We start from the raw sequence: 13,308 nt of genomic DNA on the forward strand, positions 1-13,308 counted from the left end.
AAACGTCTGCAAGATGGACAATCATCCTTCCTGCAGGCGCCTTCACAAGATACCTGCGCATACTTTCAAAGATCCGGGGAAGTGGCCTCAGCGCCGCTCCCGTGTGCTGCGAAGTTTCCTTCGTAGCGAGCCGCCCATTATGCCAGACTTTTTCAGTCCGTCAACACCTTCGTTCGATCATCTCGTTCGGCGGTGGTGGGCGCCCTGTTGTCGCTGAAGCCCCTTGGTGGCGACCCCTGCGACGGGGGAGGAGAAGTATGTCCCCATTCCGATCATTTGTGAAGGGGGTGTGGCGATTTTTTTCACCGGATGTTGCATCGGTTCATGCGCCGCGCCGCGGGAGGATCCCGTGAAGAGCAGCCGAGCGTGGCTATGCCGGGCGTCCTGCCCGGCCCCCTACGGGCCGTCGCACGCGACGAAGGCAACGGCTCCTGCCGTTGCCTTCGGCTCTACAAGAGCAAAAGGAAGGGCCGGCTGGCGCCGGCCCTTCCTTCTTCTCAGCCAGCGACCAGGCGCACGCGGGCGAAGGTGCGCTTGCCGACCTGCAGCAGGCCTTCGAAGCCCGGCTGCAGCACCTGCTGGCCGTCTTCGACCACTTCACCGTCCACCTTCACCGCGCGCTCCTTGAGCTTGCGGTTGGCTTCGGAGTTGCTCGGGGTCAGGCCGGCCGCCGTCAGCAACGCGGCAATACGCAGGCCTTCGGCCGGGATCGCCACATCCTGCAGCGGCAACTGGGTGATGTCGCCCTGCCCGGTCACCGCCGCCTCCCAGCCGGCAATCGCCTGCTCTGCCGCCATGGCGTCGTGGAAACGGGTCGCCAGCTCACGCGCCAGGCGCAGCTTGACCACGCGCGGGTTCAGGCCGCCATTGGCCACCTGCTCGCGCAGCTGCACGGCCTCGGCCTGGCCGATGTCGAAGGACAGCAGCTCGATCCAGCGCCACATCAGGGTGTCGTCCACCTTCATGGTCTTGGTGACGATGTCGATGGCCGGCTCGCTGATACCAATGTAGTTGCCCAGCGACTTGGACATCTTGTTGACGCCATCCAGGCCTTCCAGCAGCGGCATGGTCAGCACCACCTGCGGCTTCTGGCCATGGTGTTCCTGCAGGCCACGGCCCATCAGCAGGTTGAACTTCTGGTCGGTACCGCCCAGCTCGACGTCGGCCTCCAGGGCCACCGAGTCGTAGCCCTGCACCAGCGGGTACAGGAACTCATGGATGGCGATGGACTGCTGGGCGGCATAGCGCTTGGCGAAGTCGTCGCGCTCGAGCATGCGTGCCACGGTGTGCTGGCCGGCCAGGCGGATCATGTCGGCCGCGCCCATCTTGCCGAACCACTCCGAGTTGAAGCGGACTTCGGTACGGCTGCGGTCGAGCACCTTGAACACCTGTTCCTCGTAGGTACGGGCGTTGGCCAGCACGTCATCGCGGCTGAGCGGCTTGCGGGTCAGGCTCTTGCCCGAGGGATCGCCGATCATGCCGGTGAAGTCGCCGATCAGGAAAATGACCTGGTGGCCGAGGTCCTGGAACTGGCGCATCTTGTTCAGCAGCACCGTGTGGCCCAGGTGCAGGTCGGGCGCAGTGGGGTCGAAGCCGGCCTTGATCCGCAGCGGGCGGCCTTCCTGCAGGCGCGCACGCAGATCCTCGAGCTTGAGGATCTCGTCGGCACCGCGGCCGATCAGGGCAAGGGCTTCTTCAATCGAGGACACGTGACTACTCCCGGCAACGCCGATTCTTGTGTGGGGTGTTAAAGCAAAGTTAACCCGATTGGCTTCACAAAAGCCAATGGGCACAAGGGTTTGACGCGGTTTTCTCAGGTGTCTATGGTAACCGGCGATCAGGCCCGCGCTCCCGGGCCGCCAGGAAAAAACCGCCGATGCACAATTCCGAACAAGGGCGCGCACGCAAGCAGCGCTTCCAGGAACGCCTTCACGTCCTGCACGACAACGCCCTGCATCGGAAGCTCAGGCAACACCTTCCCGCCGCCTTCAATGAGCGCTGGACCCGCCGCCATTGGATGCACGCCAGCCTGTTTGCGACCATCGGCGCCCTGGTGGCGACGATCGTCCCCGGTTTCTCGCACACCATTGATGCGCCTTACGCGGACAGCCACACCAGTCTGGCGCTGCCGCTGCCGCCGTTGACCATGGCCCGCCAGCAGCAGGTGCCCGGCGACAGCTGGCAGGTGCTGCGCATCCAGCGCGGCCAGACCCTGAGCGACCTGTTCGACAAGGCCGGCATTCCGGCCACCACCCTGCACCGGGTGCTGGAGCACCCCGGTGCGCGCGAGGCGCTGACCAAGCTGCGCCCGGGCGCCGAGATCGCCTTCGACATGCCGCTGTCCGGCGACCTGCGCAGCATCCGCTTTGATCGCGACGCCGACAACCGGGTGGAACTGAGCCTGGCCGGCGATGACATCAAGGAGAAGGTGACGCGGCGCGAGACTTCCACGCGTACCGTGGTCACCAGCGGCGAGATCACCAGTTCGCTGTATGCCGCGGCCCGCCGGGCCGGGCTGTCGCCGTCGGCGATCGCGACGATGACCGACGACATCTTCAAGTACGACATCGACTTCTCCAAGGACCTGCAGCCGGGCGACCGCTTCAGCGTGGTGATGGACGAGACCTGGCGCGAAGGCGAGAAGGTGGACACCAGCAAGATCCTGGCGGCGACCTTCACCACCGGGGGCAAGACCTATTCCGGCTTCCGCTTCGACCGCAACGGCAAGTCCGAGTACTACGACATCAACGGCCGTTCGCTGAAGAAGAGCTTCATCCGCATGCCGATCCCGTTCGCACGGCTGAGCTCGACCTTCGGCGCACGCAAGCACCCGGTGCTGGGCAAGATGCGCATGCACAAGGGCGTGGACTACGCCGCGCGTACCGGCACGCCGATCATGGCCGCAGGCGATGCCCGCGTGCAGTTCGCCGGCGTGCAGCGCGGCTATGGCAACGTGGTGATCCTCGATCACGGCCGCGGCCACACCACCCTGTACGGGCACATGTCGCGCTTTGCGAACATCAAGACCGGCCAGCGCGTGGCCCAGGGCACGGTGATCGGCTACGTCGGCTCGACCGGCCTGGCCACCGGCCCGCACCTGCACTACGAATTCCGCGTCAACGGCGAGCACCGCAACCCGCTGACCGTGACCATGCCGCCGCCGGAGCCGCTGAAGGGCGCCGAGCTGGTCGCCTTCCGCGCACAGACCGCGCCGGCGATGGCCCGCATCCAGGGCATGGAGAAGCTGATCTACGCCGATGCCAGCCCGGCACCGACCAGCCGCGACGAGGCCGCCACCGAGGTGGCCAGCGCCAAGGACAAGCAGGCAACCGGCCGCAAGCGCGGCTGAGCGCGCTGCGTTGACGAACAAGGACGCGGCAGCCCAAGCTTGCCGCGTCCTTTTTTTATGCCCGCCATGAACACCACTGCCGACGCTGACGCCCCCCTGTACCTTGGCCTGATGTCGGGCACCAGCGCCGACGGCATCGACGCTGCGCTGGTGCAGTTTCCCGCGGGCGGTGGCTGCCGCTTCGTGCACGGCCTGACCGCCCGCTGGGAACCGGTGCTGCGCGCGCGGCTGGTGGCGCTGGGCGAAGGTGGCCCGTTGGATTCGCTGGAGGAGCTGGGCGAACTGGACGCGCGGATTGCGATCAACTTCGCCGAGGCCGCCAACCAGCTGCTGGCCGAAGCCGGCGTGGACCGCAGTCAGGTGCGCGCGATCGGCTCGCACGGCCAGACCGTGCGACACCGCCCGCTGGCCGATCCGGCGTTCACCGTGCAGCTGGGCGACGGCAACCGCATCGCCGAACTGACCGGAATCACCACAGTATCCGACTTCCGCCGTCGCGACGTAGCGGCCGGGGGGCATGGTGCGCCGCTGATGCCGGCTTTCCACCTGGGCATGCTGGGTGCCGCCGATGAAGACCGCGCAGTGCTCAACCTGGGCGGCATCGCCAACCTGACCCTGATCCCGCGCGAAGGCGCGGTGCGTGGCTTCGATACCGGCCCGGCCAATGCGCTGATGGATGCCTGGTGCCAGCGCCACACCGGCCGTACCTTCGATACCGATGGCGCGTATGCCGCCAGTGGCGCGGTGGACGAGGGCCTGCTGGCCGGCTGGCGTTCGGACCCGTGGTTCGCGCTGCCGCCGCCGAAGAGCACCGGGCGCGAGCAGTTCCATCTGGCCTGGGCCGAGGCGCACATGGGGGAAGGCCAGTACGCCGCCACAGATGTGCAGGCCACGCTGCTGGAGCTGACCGTGGCAACCGTGGCCGATGCGCTGCTGGCGCAGCAGCCGCAGACCCGGCGCCTGCTGGTCTGTGGCGGCGGCGTACGCAACCGGCAGCTGATGAAGCGGCTGGCGGCGCGGCTGCCGGAGGTGCAGGTGGAGTCCAGCGCGGTGCATGGGCTGGACCCGGAGTACGTGGAGGCGATGGGATTCGCCTGGCTGGCGCAGCGGACGATGGACGGGCTGGCCGGCAACCTGCCGAGCGTGACCGGAGCCAAGGGGCCGCGGATCCTGGGGGCAGTCCACCTGGCGTGAGGTGGCGCCATCCACGCATGGCGTGGATTCACCGGGCAGCCGAGCGTGGGCTTGGCTCTACAAAGCCGCTAATCGAAGCCCTGCCCTGCGGGCAAGGCCTGCAGGGCGGCGATGGCGTCGGAGAGGGCGTCCACTTCGGGATCGCCGAAACCGGAGCGGACCTCCAGTTCACTGCTGAACAGGCCCTGCTCCAACAACGCGGCGCAGGTCTGTTCATGGGTCCAGCCGCGGGCGACCGCGACACGTCGGATACGTTCCAGCAGCAGCGGGTCCAGGTCCCGCAGCACAACGTCGGCCATGCTCACTTCCCCGTTCGCAAGGCACCGCCCCCTCGGCGCGTCGGGGGCGATGATCCCGCAGTCCGGGCGGGCAGGCAATCAGGCGACCGGCGGCGGCCCGCGGTCGGCGATCCGCGGCCACAGCCAGGCCAGCAGCAGCAGGGTCGGCACCACAGTGATCGAGCTGAGGATGAAGAACGTGCTGTAGGACGTCGCTTCAACGATGTATCCGGAGACACCGCCGATGAACTTGCCCGGCAGGTTGGCCAGCGATACCAGCAACGCGTACTGCGTGGCGGTGAAGTTGCGGTCGGTCAGCGACGACATGAAGGCTACCAGCACGGTGCCGGCGAACCCCTGGAACAGGTTGTCGGCACTGAGCGCGGCATAGAACGCCCACAGCTTGCCTGGGTTGTGCGCCATCAGCAGGAAGGCCAGGTTGGACATCGCCACGCCCAGTGCGGCCACCAGCAGCATGCGCCGGAAGCCGAATGCAGCCACCGCAATACCCCCCAGGAACGCACCGCCGATCCCCATCCATACACCGAACAGCTTGGACACGGTGGCGATGTCGGCCTTGTCGAACCCCGAATCGAGATAGAACGGCCCGGCCATCACGCCGATCACCTGATCGGGGAACTTGAACAGGCCGACGAAGGCCAGCAGCACCAGTGCCAACGCCACGCCATTACGGCTGAAGAAGCTGGAGATGGGCTGGACGAAGGCTTCGGCGATATCGATGCGACGCTGCACTGCCGTGGCCGGGCGCTCCGGTTCGGCGCACAGCAGGGTAGTGACGATCGGCAGCAGCATCAGCGCAGCCATCGCCAGGTAGGCGACGATCCAGCCTTCGAACTGCGCCAGGTACAGCGCGCCGGCACCGGCCAGGATCAGGCCGATCCGGTAGCCCAGCGTATAGGTGGCCGCCAGCGCGGCCTGCGCGGTCTGCGGAGCGATCTCGATACGGTAGGCATCGACCGCCGAGTCCTGGGTGGCGCCAGCGAACGACGCCACCAGCACCCACATCACCAGTGGCCAGACGCCCTCTTCCGGCCGCACGAAGGCCAGTGCGACCAGGCCGACCAGCACCAGCACCTGCGATACCAGCAGCCACGAACGGCGGCGGCCGAGCGCGCCCAGCAGCGGAAATGCATAGCGGTCCAGCAGCGGCGCCCACAGGAACTTGAGCAGGTAGAAGAAGCTGGCCAGGCTGATCAGGCCGATGCTGCCCAGGTCCAGGCCGACGTCGCGCAGGCGCGTGGACAGCGTCTGCGAAGCGATCAGCAGGAACGGCAGGCCACTGCCGAAGCCAAGCATGGCCATGGTCAGCGCCGACGGGGTACCGAAGGCGCGCTTGATGCCTGCCCAGCCCTTGTAGCTGACCGGCGTGGCGGCCTCGGTCACAGGTCGTAGTCCACGGTGAACGGGGCGTGGTCGGAGAAGCGCTCGTCGCGGTAGATCGAACAGCTACGCAGTTTGTCGCGCAGGCCCGGCGTGATGAACTGGTAGTCGATGCGCCAACCGACGTTGTTGGCGCGGGCGGCGCCGCGGTTGCTCCACCAGGTGTAATCCTCCCCGGTGGGATTGAGCAGGCGGTAGGCATCGGCCCAACCGCGGCCGGCGGCGACATCGGTGGCCTGGCCATGGTCGGCGCAGAGGGCGTTGAGCCAGTCGCGCTCCTCCGGCAGGCAGCCGGAATTCTTCTGGTTGGACTTCCAGTTCTTGATGTCCAGCGCCGAACGCACGATGTTCCAGTCGCCGCACAGCACGTAGTCGCGGCCGCTGCGCGCCCACTCCTCCAGGATCGGGCGCAGCCATTCCATCACTTCGAACTTGAAGCCCTGGCGCAGGTCACCCGAGCTGCCGGAGGGAATATAGAAAGAGACCACGCTGAGATTGCCGTAGCGCGCCTCGATGTAGCGGCCTTCGTCGTCGAACGGGGCCCAGCCCAGCGAGGTGATGACCTGGTCCGGCTCGCGCTTGCTGTAGATCGCCACACCGCTGTAGCCCTTCTTGGTGATGGCGTCGCGGTAGAAGCAGTGATGGCCATCCGGACGGAACATCGGGTCGGTCAGCTGGTCTTCCTGGGCCTTGGTTTCCTGGATGCACAGGACGTCGGCGTCCTGGGCACGGAACCAGTCCAGGAAGCCCTTGGTCGCGGCGGAACGGATGCCATTGGCGTTGAAACTGATGATGCGCATGCGGGGACCTGCGGCGGGAAACCGGGCAAGCATACCGGTTGCCCGTAGGGCTGCGCAGTCCGCCAGGCAGCGCCGCGACAGCCTTCACGCGGGGCCGGACGAGCGCGAAACGCCCAGCTGGATTAGGATTTGTGCTCCAAATGAAGATGAATCGAGTTTTGATGAGCGACCACCGCCACCGTTTCCTGCAGCTGGCCCTGACCGCCGACGCCCTGCGCTTCGGCCAGTTCACCCTCAAGTCCGGCCGGCTGAGCCCCTATTTCTTCAACGCCGGCCGTTTCGACTCCGGTTCGCTGCTGTCCCAGCTCGGCGCCTGCTATGCCGATGCCATCGATGCCAGCGGGATCAAGTACGACGTGGTGTTCGGCCCGGCCTACAAGGGCATTCCGCTGGCCACCGCGATGGCCTGCGAGCTGGCCCAGCGCGGCCGCGACCTGCCGCTGTCGTTCAACCGCAAGGAAGCCAAGGACCACGGCGAAGGCGGCCAGCTGATCGGCGCCGACATGAATGGCAAGCGCGTGCTGATCGTCGACGACGTGATCACCGCCGGTACCGCGATCCGCGAAGCGCTGGGCATCATCCGCGCTGCCGGCGGCACCCCGGCCGGCATCGTGGTAGCCCTGGACCGCCAGGAGATCGCCTCGGAAACCGACCGCCGCTCGGCGGCGCAGTCGGTGGCCGAAGAGGCCGGGATTCCGGTGATCGCCGTGGCGTCGCTGGCCGATCTGCTTGATTTCGCCTCCGGCAACCCGGAACTTGTGGGTTACCGCCAGCCGCTGGAAGCCTACCGGGCCCAGTACGGCGTCCGTTCGATCCGCTGACCGACCCAGGGGAAAGGTCATGTCCCGAGTCCCTGCCGTTCTCTTTGCCGGCCTGCTGCTGGCCGTGCCGTCCACCGTGCCGGCGCAGTCGCGCGACGGCGGCAAAGTGGAGAAGAAGCTGTATTGCTGGAACGAGGGCAAGGAGCGGATCTGCAGCGATTCGCTGCCAGCCGATGCGGTCAATCACGCCCGCGAGGAGTTCAACGCGAAGAGCGGCCTGCGCAATGCGCAGGTCCAGCGCGCGTTGACCGACGAAGAGCGCGCCGCGGCCAGCACCGAGGCGCAGCAGCAGCAGCTGGACCTGATGGCCGAGCAGACCCGCCAGCGCACCGAACAGGCGATGCTGTCCACCTATGGCAGCGAGGACGACCTGCGCCGGGTGTTCGCCGAGCGCCAGGAAGTGCTCGACAACAACCTCAAGACCGCCGAGTACAACGTCACCAGCCTGCGCGAATCGCTGGTGGCGCTGTTGTCGGCCGCTGGCGACCGAGAACTGGCCGGTGGCAAGGTGGCCGACAAGCAGGCCGAGGCGATCCGTCAGCGGCATGTGCAGTTGCGGGCGCAGCAGCGCCTGCAGGCGGGGTTCCTGCAGCAGCAGCAGGCACTGAAGGCCGAGATCGACAGCACGCTGCAGCGCTACCGCGAGCTGAAGGGCGTGGCGCCAGCGAGCCAAGCGCCGTGATTCGCTTGTAGGGTCGAGCCCATGCTCGGCTCCGCGTGGCCTTGGGAAAGAGCAGCCCAGCATGGGCCCGGCTCTACAGTGGGCGGCGCCTGGTTACGGCTTGGCCCACGGAATTTATGCACTCTTTACGCGTCGGCACGATCCGGCGCGTAGTGCGTTTATGGGCGGCAGGACGACGATGACGGCCTGAGGTGGAGGGGTTCCACCAGGACGCTATTGCAATGTCCCCCTGGCTGTCGTTGTTGTGTGGCGTGCTGGTGCTGGTCGCCGCCGCCTATCTCCTTTTTGTCGTGCTGCGGCCCGAGTCGTTCTGAGCGGAGCCTGCCATGACCGAGATGCTTGTGATTATTGCCGCCAGCCTGTTGCTGGCGTGGCCGCTGGGCCTGTACCTGGCGCGCGTGATGCGCGGCACGCCGATGAAGGCCGACGTGCTGTTCAACTGGATCGAAAAGCCGTTGTACAAGGTGTTCGGCGTCGATCCCTCGCGCGCGATGTCCTGGCGCGGCTACGTGCTGGCCTTCGTGCTGAGCAACGTAGTGATCGCCGTACTGACCCAGGCGGTGTTCATGACCCAGGCCTGGTTGCCGTTGAACCCGGACCAGATCCCGAACATGCGCTGGGACACCGCGCTGCACACGATGATCTCGTTCCTGACCAACACCAACCAGCAGCACTATTCGGGCCAGGCCCAGCTGTCCTACCTCTCACAGATGACCGGCATCACCGGCCTGCAGGTGGTGACACCGATGATGGGCCTGGCGCTGGCTGTGGCCACGCTGCGCGCGTTGTTCTCGCGTGCGCCGCAGGCTGCGGCGGCCACCGGTGCCGGCGACGACCGCCAGGTGGCGGTGGGCAACTACTACGTGGACGTGGTGCGCCTGTGCGTGCGCTTCCTGTTGCCGCTGTGCCTGGTGTGGACCCTGCTGCTGACCAGCCAGGGCGTGCCGTCGACGATGGCCGGTGGCCCGCAGGCCACGCCGATCGATGCCAGCGCCGGCATGACCGGACAGAAACTGCCGCTGGGTCCGGTGGCGGCGATGGTCGCGGCCAAGCAGCTGGGCGCCAACGGTGGCGGCTGGTACGGCCCGAACAGCAGCTTCCCGCTGGAGAACCCGACCCCGCTGTCGAACGCGCTGGAGATCGTCGGCATCCTGCTGGTGCCGATGGCGGTGATCTTCATGATCGGTGCGTTCACCGGCCGGCGCCGGTTCGGCGCCCTGGTGTTCAGCTGCATGCTGGGCATGTCGCTGCTGTCCACCGGCGCGATGGTGTGGAGCGAAGGGCACAGTGCCAGCGCCGCCACGCCGCTGCTGATGGAAGGCAAGGAGGTGCGCTTCGGCGCCGACGGCACGGCGCTGTGGGCGGCGGTGACCACCCAGGTCTCCAACGGGTCGGTCAACGGCATGCATGACTCGCTGGCGCCGCTGAGTGGCGGCATCGCGATGGTCAACATGCTGGTCAGCGCGATCTGGGGCGGCATCGGCTGTGGCCTGCAGCAGTTCATCGTGTACCTGCTGCTGGGCGTGTTCCTGGCCGGGTTGATGACCGGACGTACGCCGGAACTGTTCGGCCGCAAGCTGGAGACGCCACAGGTACGCCTGCTGGCCCTGCTGGTGCTGCTGCAGCCGATCACCCTGCTGGTGTTCACCGCGATCACCCTGGCCGTGCCCGGGCTGGCCGCTACCTCCAACCCGGGCTTCCATGGCATCAGCCAGGTGTTCTACGAGTACGTCTCGGCCTACGCCAACAACGGCTCGGGCTTCGAGGGGCTGGGCGACGCCACGCTGTGGTGGAACCTGAGCTGCTCGCTGGTGCTGCTGCTGGGCCGCTTCCCGCTGCTGATCATCCCGCTGGTGGTGGCCGCACAGCTGGCCGCCAAGCGCCAGGCGCCGGAGTCTGCCGGCAGCCTGCAGATCGAAACCCCGACCTTCGCCCTGACCCTGGTCTCGGTGATCGTCATCCTGACCGTGCTGCAGTTCATGCCGGCGCTGGTACTCGGCCCGATCGCCGACCACCTCAGCCTGGGACTGCACTAAGGACACCCCGATGAGTACCCACGCAAGTTCCACCCGTAGTTCCCTTGCCCCGCGCCCTGCGCTGCTTGATGGCGCCGGCCTGCGCCGTGCGCTGGTCGAAGCAGTACGCAAGCTCTCGCCGATGCACCTGGTGCGCAGCCCGGTGATGGCGGTGGTGATGGCTGGCACGATCGTCGCGGCCATCGTCACACTGACCGGCAATGCGCCGCTGGGCTTCGGCCTGGCAGTGACCGCGATCCTGCTGGTGACCGTGTTGTTCGGCAATTTCGCCGAAGCAGTGGCCGAGGCGCGTGGCCGTGGCCAGGCCGCGTCACTGCGCCGTGCCCGCCAGGACCTGGTGGCACGCCGGCTGGCGGCGCCGCAGCCGGGTGCCGCAGAAGCCCAGGTGCCGGCCGCCGAACTGCGCCCGGGCGACCATGTGATCGTCAGTGCCGGTGAGCTGGTGCCGGCCGATGGCGAGATCGTGCAGGGCCTGGCCACCATCAACGAAGCGGCGGTGACCGGCGAATCGGCACCGGTGCTGCGCGAGGCAGGTACCGACCGTTCCGGTGTGATCGGTGGCACCAAGGTGCTGTCCGACCAGATCATCGTGCGGGTGACCGCCGAGCCGGGCCACAGCTTCCTGGACCGGATGATCGCGCTGGTGGAAGGTGCCAACCGCCAGAAGACCCCCAACGAGATCGCGCTGACCCTGCTGCTGGCGGCGATGACGCTGACCTTCCTGGTGGTGGTGGCCACGTTGCCGGCCATTGGTGCAGCCGTCGGCGTCAAGGTCGATCCGCTGCTGCTGATCGCGCTGCTGGTGTGCCTGATCCCGACCACCATTGGCGGCCTGCTGCCGGCCATCGGCATCGCCGGCATGAACCGTGCGCTGGCCGCGAACGTACTGGCCAAGTCGGGCAAGGCGGTGGAAGTGGCCGGCGACGTCGACGTGCTGCTGCTGGACAAGACCGGCACCATCACCTACGGCGACCGCCAGGCCAGCCACTTCCATCCGCTGGCCGGCATCGATGCCAGCCAGCTGCGCGAGGCGGCACTGCTGTCCTCGCTGGCCGACCCGACCCCGGAAGGCAAGTCGATCGTGCGCCTGGCGCGCGAACAGGGCTGCGCCACCGCCGAGCCGGACCGTGCCGACTACCTGGCCTTCAGTGCCCAGACCCGCATGTCCGGCGTGGATCTGGAACATGGGCGGCAGATCCGCAAGGGCGCCGCCGATGCGATCCGTGCCCACGTCCAGGCGCTGGGCGGCAACGTGCCGGCGGAACTGGCCGGGCGCGTCGAGCAGGTCGCGCGCAATGGCGCCACCCCGCTGGTGGTGGCCGAGGGTCGCCACGTGCTGGGCGTGATCGAGCTGTCGGACGTGGTCAAGCACGGCATGCGCGAGAAGTTCGCGCAGCTGCGGGCGATGGGCATCCGCACGGTGATGATCACCGGCGACAACCCGCTGACCGCCGCTGCCATCGCTGCCGAAGCCGGCGTCGATGACTACATCGCCGAGGCCCGTCCGGAAGACAAGCTGGCACGCATCCGCCAGGAACAGGCCGGTGGCCGCCTGGTGGCGATGGTGGGCGATGGCACCAACGATGCTCCCGCGCTGGCCCAGGCCGACATCGGCCTGGCGATGAACTCCGGCACGCAGGCGGCGAAGGAGGCCGGCAACATGGTCGACCTCGATTCGGACCCGGCCAAGCTGCTGTCGGTGGTGGAAGTGGGCAAGCAGCAGCTGATCACCCGCGGCGCGCTGACCACCTTCTCGCTGGCCAACGACGTGTCCAAGTACTTCGCGATCCTGCCGGCGCTGTTCGCCGCGGCCGTTCCGACCATGGCCGCACTGAACGTGATGCAGCTGTCGAGCCCGCGCAACGCGGTGCTGGCGGCGCTGATCTTCAACGCCCTGGTGATTCCCGCGCTGATCCCGCTCGCCCTGCGTGGCGTGCGCTTCCGCCCGGCCACCGCCACCGCACTGCTGCGCCGGAACATGCTGGTATACGGCCTCGGCGGCGTACTGCTGCCGTTCGCAGCGATCAAGGCGATTGACCTCCTTCTTGTCCTGGTATTCGGCGCATGAACCGTTCTGCTTCCACCTCATCTTCCCTTCCGGGCGACGCCAAGGCCGAGGCCCGCGTGGCCAGCCTGCAGGATGGCGCCTGCTGGCGCCCGGCGATCGGCCTGGGCCTGGCCACCCTGCTGCTGGCCGGCGCGGTCTACGCCGGCATCGCCACCGGCTTTGCCGGGCTGGCCTACCCGACCCAGGCCGAAGGCAGCCTGCTGCGCGATGGCAGCGGCCAGGTGCGCGGCTCGGCCTGGCTGGCGCAGCCGTTCACCGCTGACGGCTACTTCCAGGCGCGTCCGTCGGCGGCCAACTACGATCCGATGGCCGCGGCCGGTTCCAACCTGGCGCGCAGCAACCCGGCGCTGGCCGAGCGCGTCGCCGCCAGCACCGCTGCGGTGGCCGCGCGCGAAGGTGTCGCCCCGGCGCAGGTGCCAGCGGACCTGGTCACCCAGTCCGCCGGCGGACTGGATCCGCAGCTGTCGCCGGCGGCGGCGCAGCTGCAGGTAGCACGCGTGGCGCGTGCCCGTGGCCTGCCGGTGGAGCGCGTGCAGGCACTGGTGCAGGCGCATACCGAAGGGCGCCAGTGGGGCCTGTTCGGGCAGCCACGGGTGAACGTGGTGACGCTGAACTTCGCGCTGGACCATGCGGCCAAGACGCCGTGATGCTGGGCTGCACCTGCTGCGCGCACAATGGT

The 13,308-nt window shown here is 67.7% G+C and carries 12 protein-coding genes; 8 read left to right on the forward strand and 4 right to left on the reverse strand.

Annotated elements, in window-relative coordinates; all coding sequences use genetic code 11:
- Nucleotides 1-497: 497 nt before the first annotated feature.
- Complete coding sequence (tyrS, locus tag AC5P7S_RS12315; RefSeq protein WP_095377916.1) at nt 498-1,709, reverse strand: tyrosine--tRNA ligase; 1,212 nt, start codon at nt 1,707-1,709, stop codon at nt 498-500.
- Between the two features lie 167 nt (nt 1,710-1,876).
- Between tyrS and AC5P7S_RS12320 the strand changes: the two genes are divergently transcribed.
- Both AC5P7S_RS12320 and AC5P7S_RS12325 read left to right on the forward strand, forming a co-directional pair.
- A complete protein-coding gene (locus AC5P7S_RS12320) occupies nt 1,877-3,349 on the forward strand; it encodes a M23 family metallopeptidase (RefSeq protein WP_095377915.1) in 1,473 nt (490 codons plus the stop codon).
- 66 nt (nt 3,350-3,415) lie between these two features.
- A complete protein-coding gene (locus AC5P7S_RS12325; RefSeq protein WP_095377922.1) occupies nt 3,416-4,543 on the forward strand; it encodes an anhydro-N-acetylmuramic acid kinase in 1,128 nt (375 codons plus the stop codon).
- A gap of 68 nt (nt 4,544-4,611) precedes the next feature.
- Here AC5P7S_RS12325 and AC5P7S_RS12330 read toward each other — a convergent pair whose 3' ends face one another.
- From AC5P7S_RS12330 to AC5P7S_RS12340, 3 genes are all read right to left on the reverse strand, one after another.
- A complete protein-coding gene (locus AC5P7S_RS12330; RefSeq protein WP_005420465.1) occupies nt 4,612-4,842 on the reverse strand; it encodes a hypothetical protein in 231 nt (76 codons plus the stop codon).
- A gap of 78 nt (nt 4,843-4,920) precedes the next feature.
- Nucleotides 4,921-6,225: an AmpG family muropeptide MFS transporter gene (locus AC5P7S_RS12335; RefSeq protein ID WP_053500327.1), complete on the reverse strand. Its 1,305-nt coding sequence runs from the start codon at nt 6,223-6,225 to the stop codon at nt 4,921-4,923.
- Nucleotides 6,222-7,022, reverse strand: coding sequence for an exodeoxyribonuclease III (locus AC5P7S_RS12340; RefSeq protein WP_005420469.1), 801 nt, complete (start codon nt 7,020-7,022; stop codon nt 6,222-6,224). The genes AC5P7S_RS12335 and AC5P7S_RS12340 overlap by 4 nt, the downstream gene beginning before the upstream one ends.
- A gap of 161 nt (nt 7,023-7,183) precedes the next feature.
- Here AC5P7S_RS12340 and pyrE point away from each other — a divergent pair, with 161 nt between their 5' ends.
- The 6 genes from pyrE to kdpC all read left to right on the forward strand — a co-directional run bounded on the left by pyrE (nt 7,184) and on the right by kdpC (nt 13,276).
- Nucleotides 7,184-7,843 (forward strand): orotate phosphoribosyltransferase, encoded by a 660-nt coding sequence (gene pyrE, locus AC5P7S_RS12345; RefSeq protein WP_005420471.1) that lies wholly within the window; start codon nt 7,184-7,186, stop codon nt 7,841-7,843.
- 19 nt (nt 7,844-7,862) lie between these two features.
- Nucleotides 7,863-8,525 (forward strand): hypothetical protein, encoded by a 663-nt coding sequence (locus tag AC5P7S_RS12350; protein WP_005420473.1) that lies wholly within the window; start codon nt 7,863-7,865, stop codon nt 8,523-8,525.
- A gap of 221 nt (nt 8,526-8,746) precedes the next feature.
- On the forward strand, nt 8,747-8,839 hold the full coding sequence (locus tag AC5P7S_RS12355; protein ID WP_005420475.1) for a potassium-transporting ATPase subunit F: 93 nt from the start codon (nt 8,747-8,749) through the stop codon (nt 8,837-8,839).
- A gap of 12 nt (nt 8,840-8,851) precedes the next feature.
- Nucleotides 8,852-10,561 carry a potassium-transporting ATPase subunit KdpA gene (kdpA, locus tag AC5P7S_RS12360; RefSeq protein ID WP_053500329.1) on the forward strand — a complete coding sequence of 570 codons (1,710 nt, stop codon included), beginning with the start codon at nt 8,852-8,854 and terminating at the stop codon, nt 10,559-10,561.
- Nucleotides 10,562-10,571: 10 nt separating this feature from the next.
- Entirely contained in the window at nt 10,572-12,629 is a 2,058-nt protein-coding gene (gene kdpB, locus AC5P7S_RS12365) for a potassium-transporting ATPase subunit KdpB (protein WP_095377914.1), read from the forward strand.
- A complete protein-coding gene (kdpC, locus tag AC5P7S_RS12370; RefSeq protein WP_095377913.1) occupies nt 12,626-13,276 on the forward strand; it encodes a potassium-transporting ATPase subunit KdpC in 651 nt (216 codons plus the stop codon). The genes kdpB and kdpC overlap by 4 nt, the downstream gene beginning before the upstream one ends.
- Nucleotides 13,277-13,308: the final 32 nt, after the last annotated feature.

The sequence above is a fragment of the Stenotrophomonas sp. YJH_SMC_32 genome, assembly GCF_059369975.1.

What these genes read in the sequence shown, in the direction of transcription:
- kdpB (WP_095377914.1), top strand. Translation starts at nt 10,572, where the DNA reads ATGAGTACCCACGCAAGTTCCACCCGTAGTTCCCTTGCCCCGCGCCCT.
- AC5P7S_RS12320 (WP_095377915.1), top strand. Translation starts at nt 1,877, where the DNA reads ATGCACAATTCCGAACAAGGGCGCGCACGCAAGCAGCGCTTCCAGGAA.
- pyrE (WP_005420471.1), top strand. Translation starts at nt 7,184, where the DNA reads ATGAGCGACCACCGCCACCGTTTCCTGCAGCTGGCCCTGACCGCCGAC.
- kdpC (WP_095377913.1), top strand. Translation starts at nt 12,626, where the DNA reads ATGAACCGTTCTGCTTCCACCTCATCTTCCCTTCCGGGCGACGCCAAG.
- AC5P7S_RS12355 (WP_005420475.1), top strand. Translation starts at nt 8,747, where the DNA reads ATGTCCCCCTGGCTGTCGTTGTTGTGTGGCGTGCTGGTGCTGGTCGCC.
- AC5P7S_RS12340 (WP_005420469.1), bottom strand. Translation starts at nt 7,022, where the DNA reads ATGCGCATCATCAGTTTCAACGCCAATGGCATCCGTTCCGCCGCGACC.
- AC5P7S_RS12350 (WP_005420473.1), top strand. Translation starts at nt 7,863, where the DNA reads ATGTCCCGAGTCCCTGCCGTTCTCTTTGCCGGCCTGCTGCTGGCCGTG.
- AC5P7S_RS12330 (WP_005420465.1), bottom strand. Translation starts at nt 4,842, where the DNA reads ATGGCCGACGTTGTGCTGCGGGACCTGGACCCGCTGCTGCTGGAACGT.
- kdpA (WP_053500329.1), top strand. Translation starts at nt 8,852, where the DNA reads ATGACCGAGATGCTTGTGATTATTGCCGCCAGCCTGTTGCTGGCGTGG.
- AC5P7S_RS12325 (WP_095377922.1), top strand. Translation starts at nt 3,416, where the DNA reads ATGAACACCACTGCCGACGCTGACGCCCCCCTGTACCTTGGCCTGATG.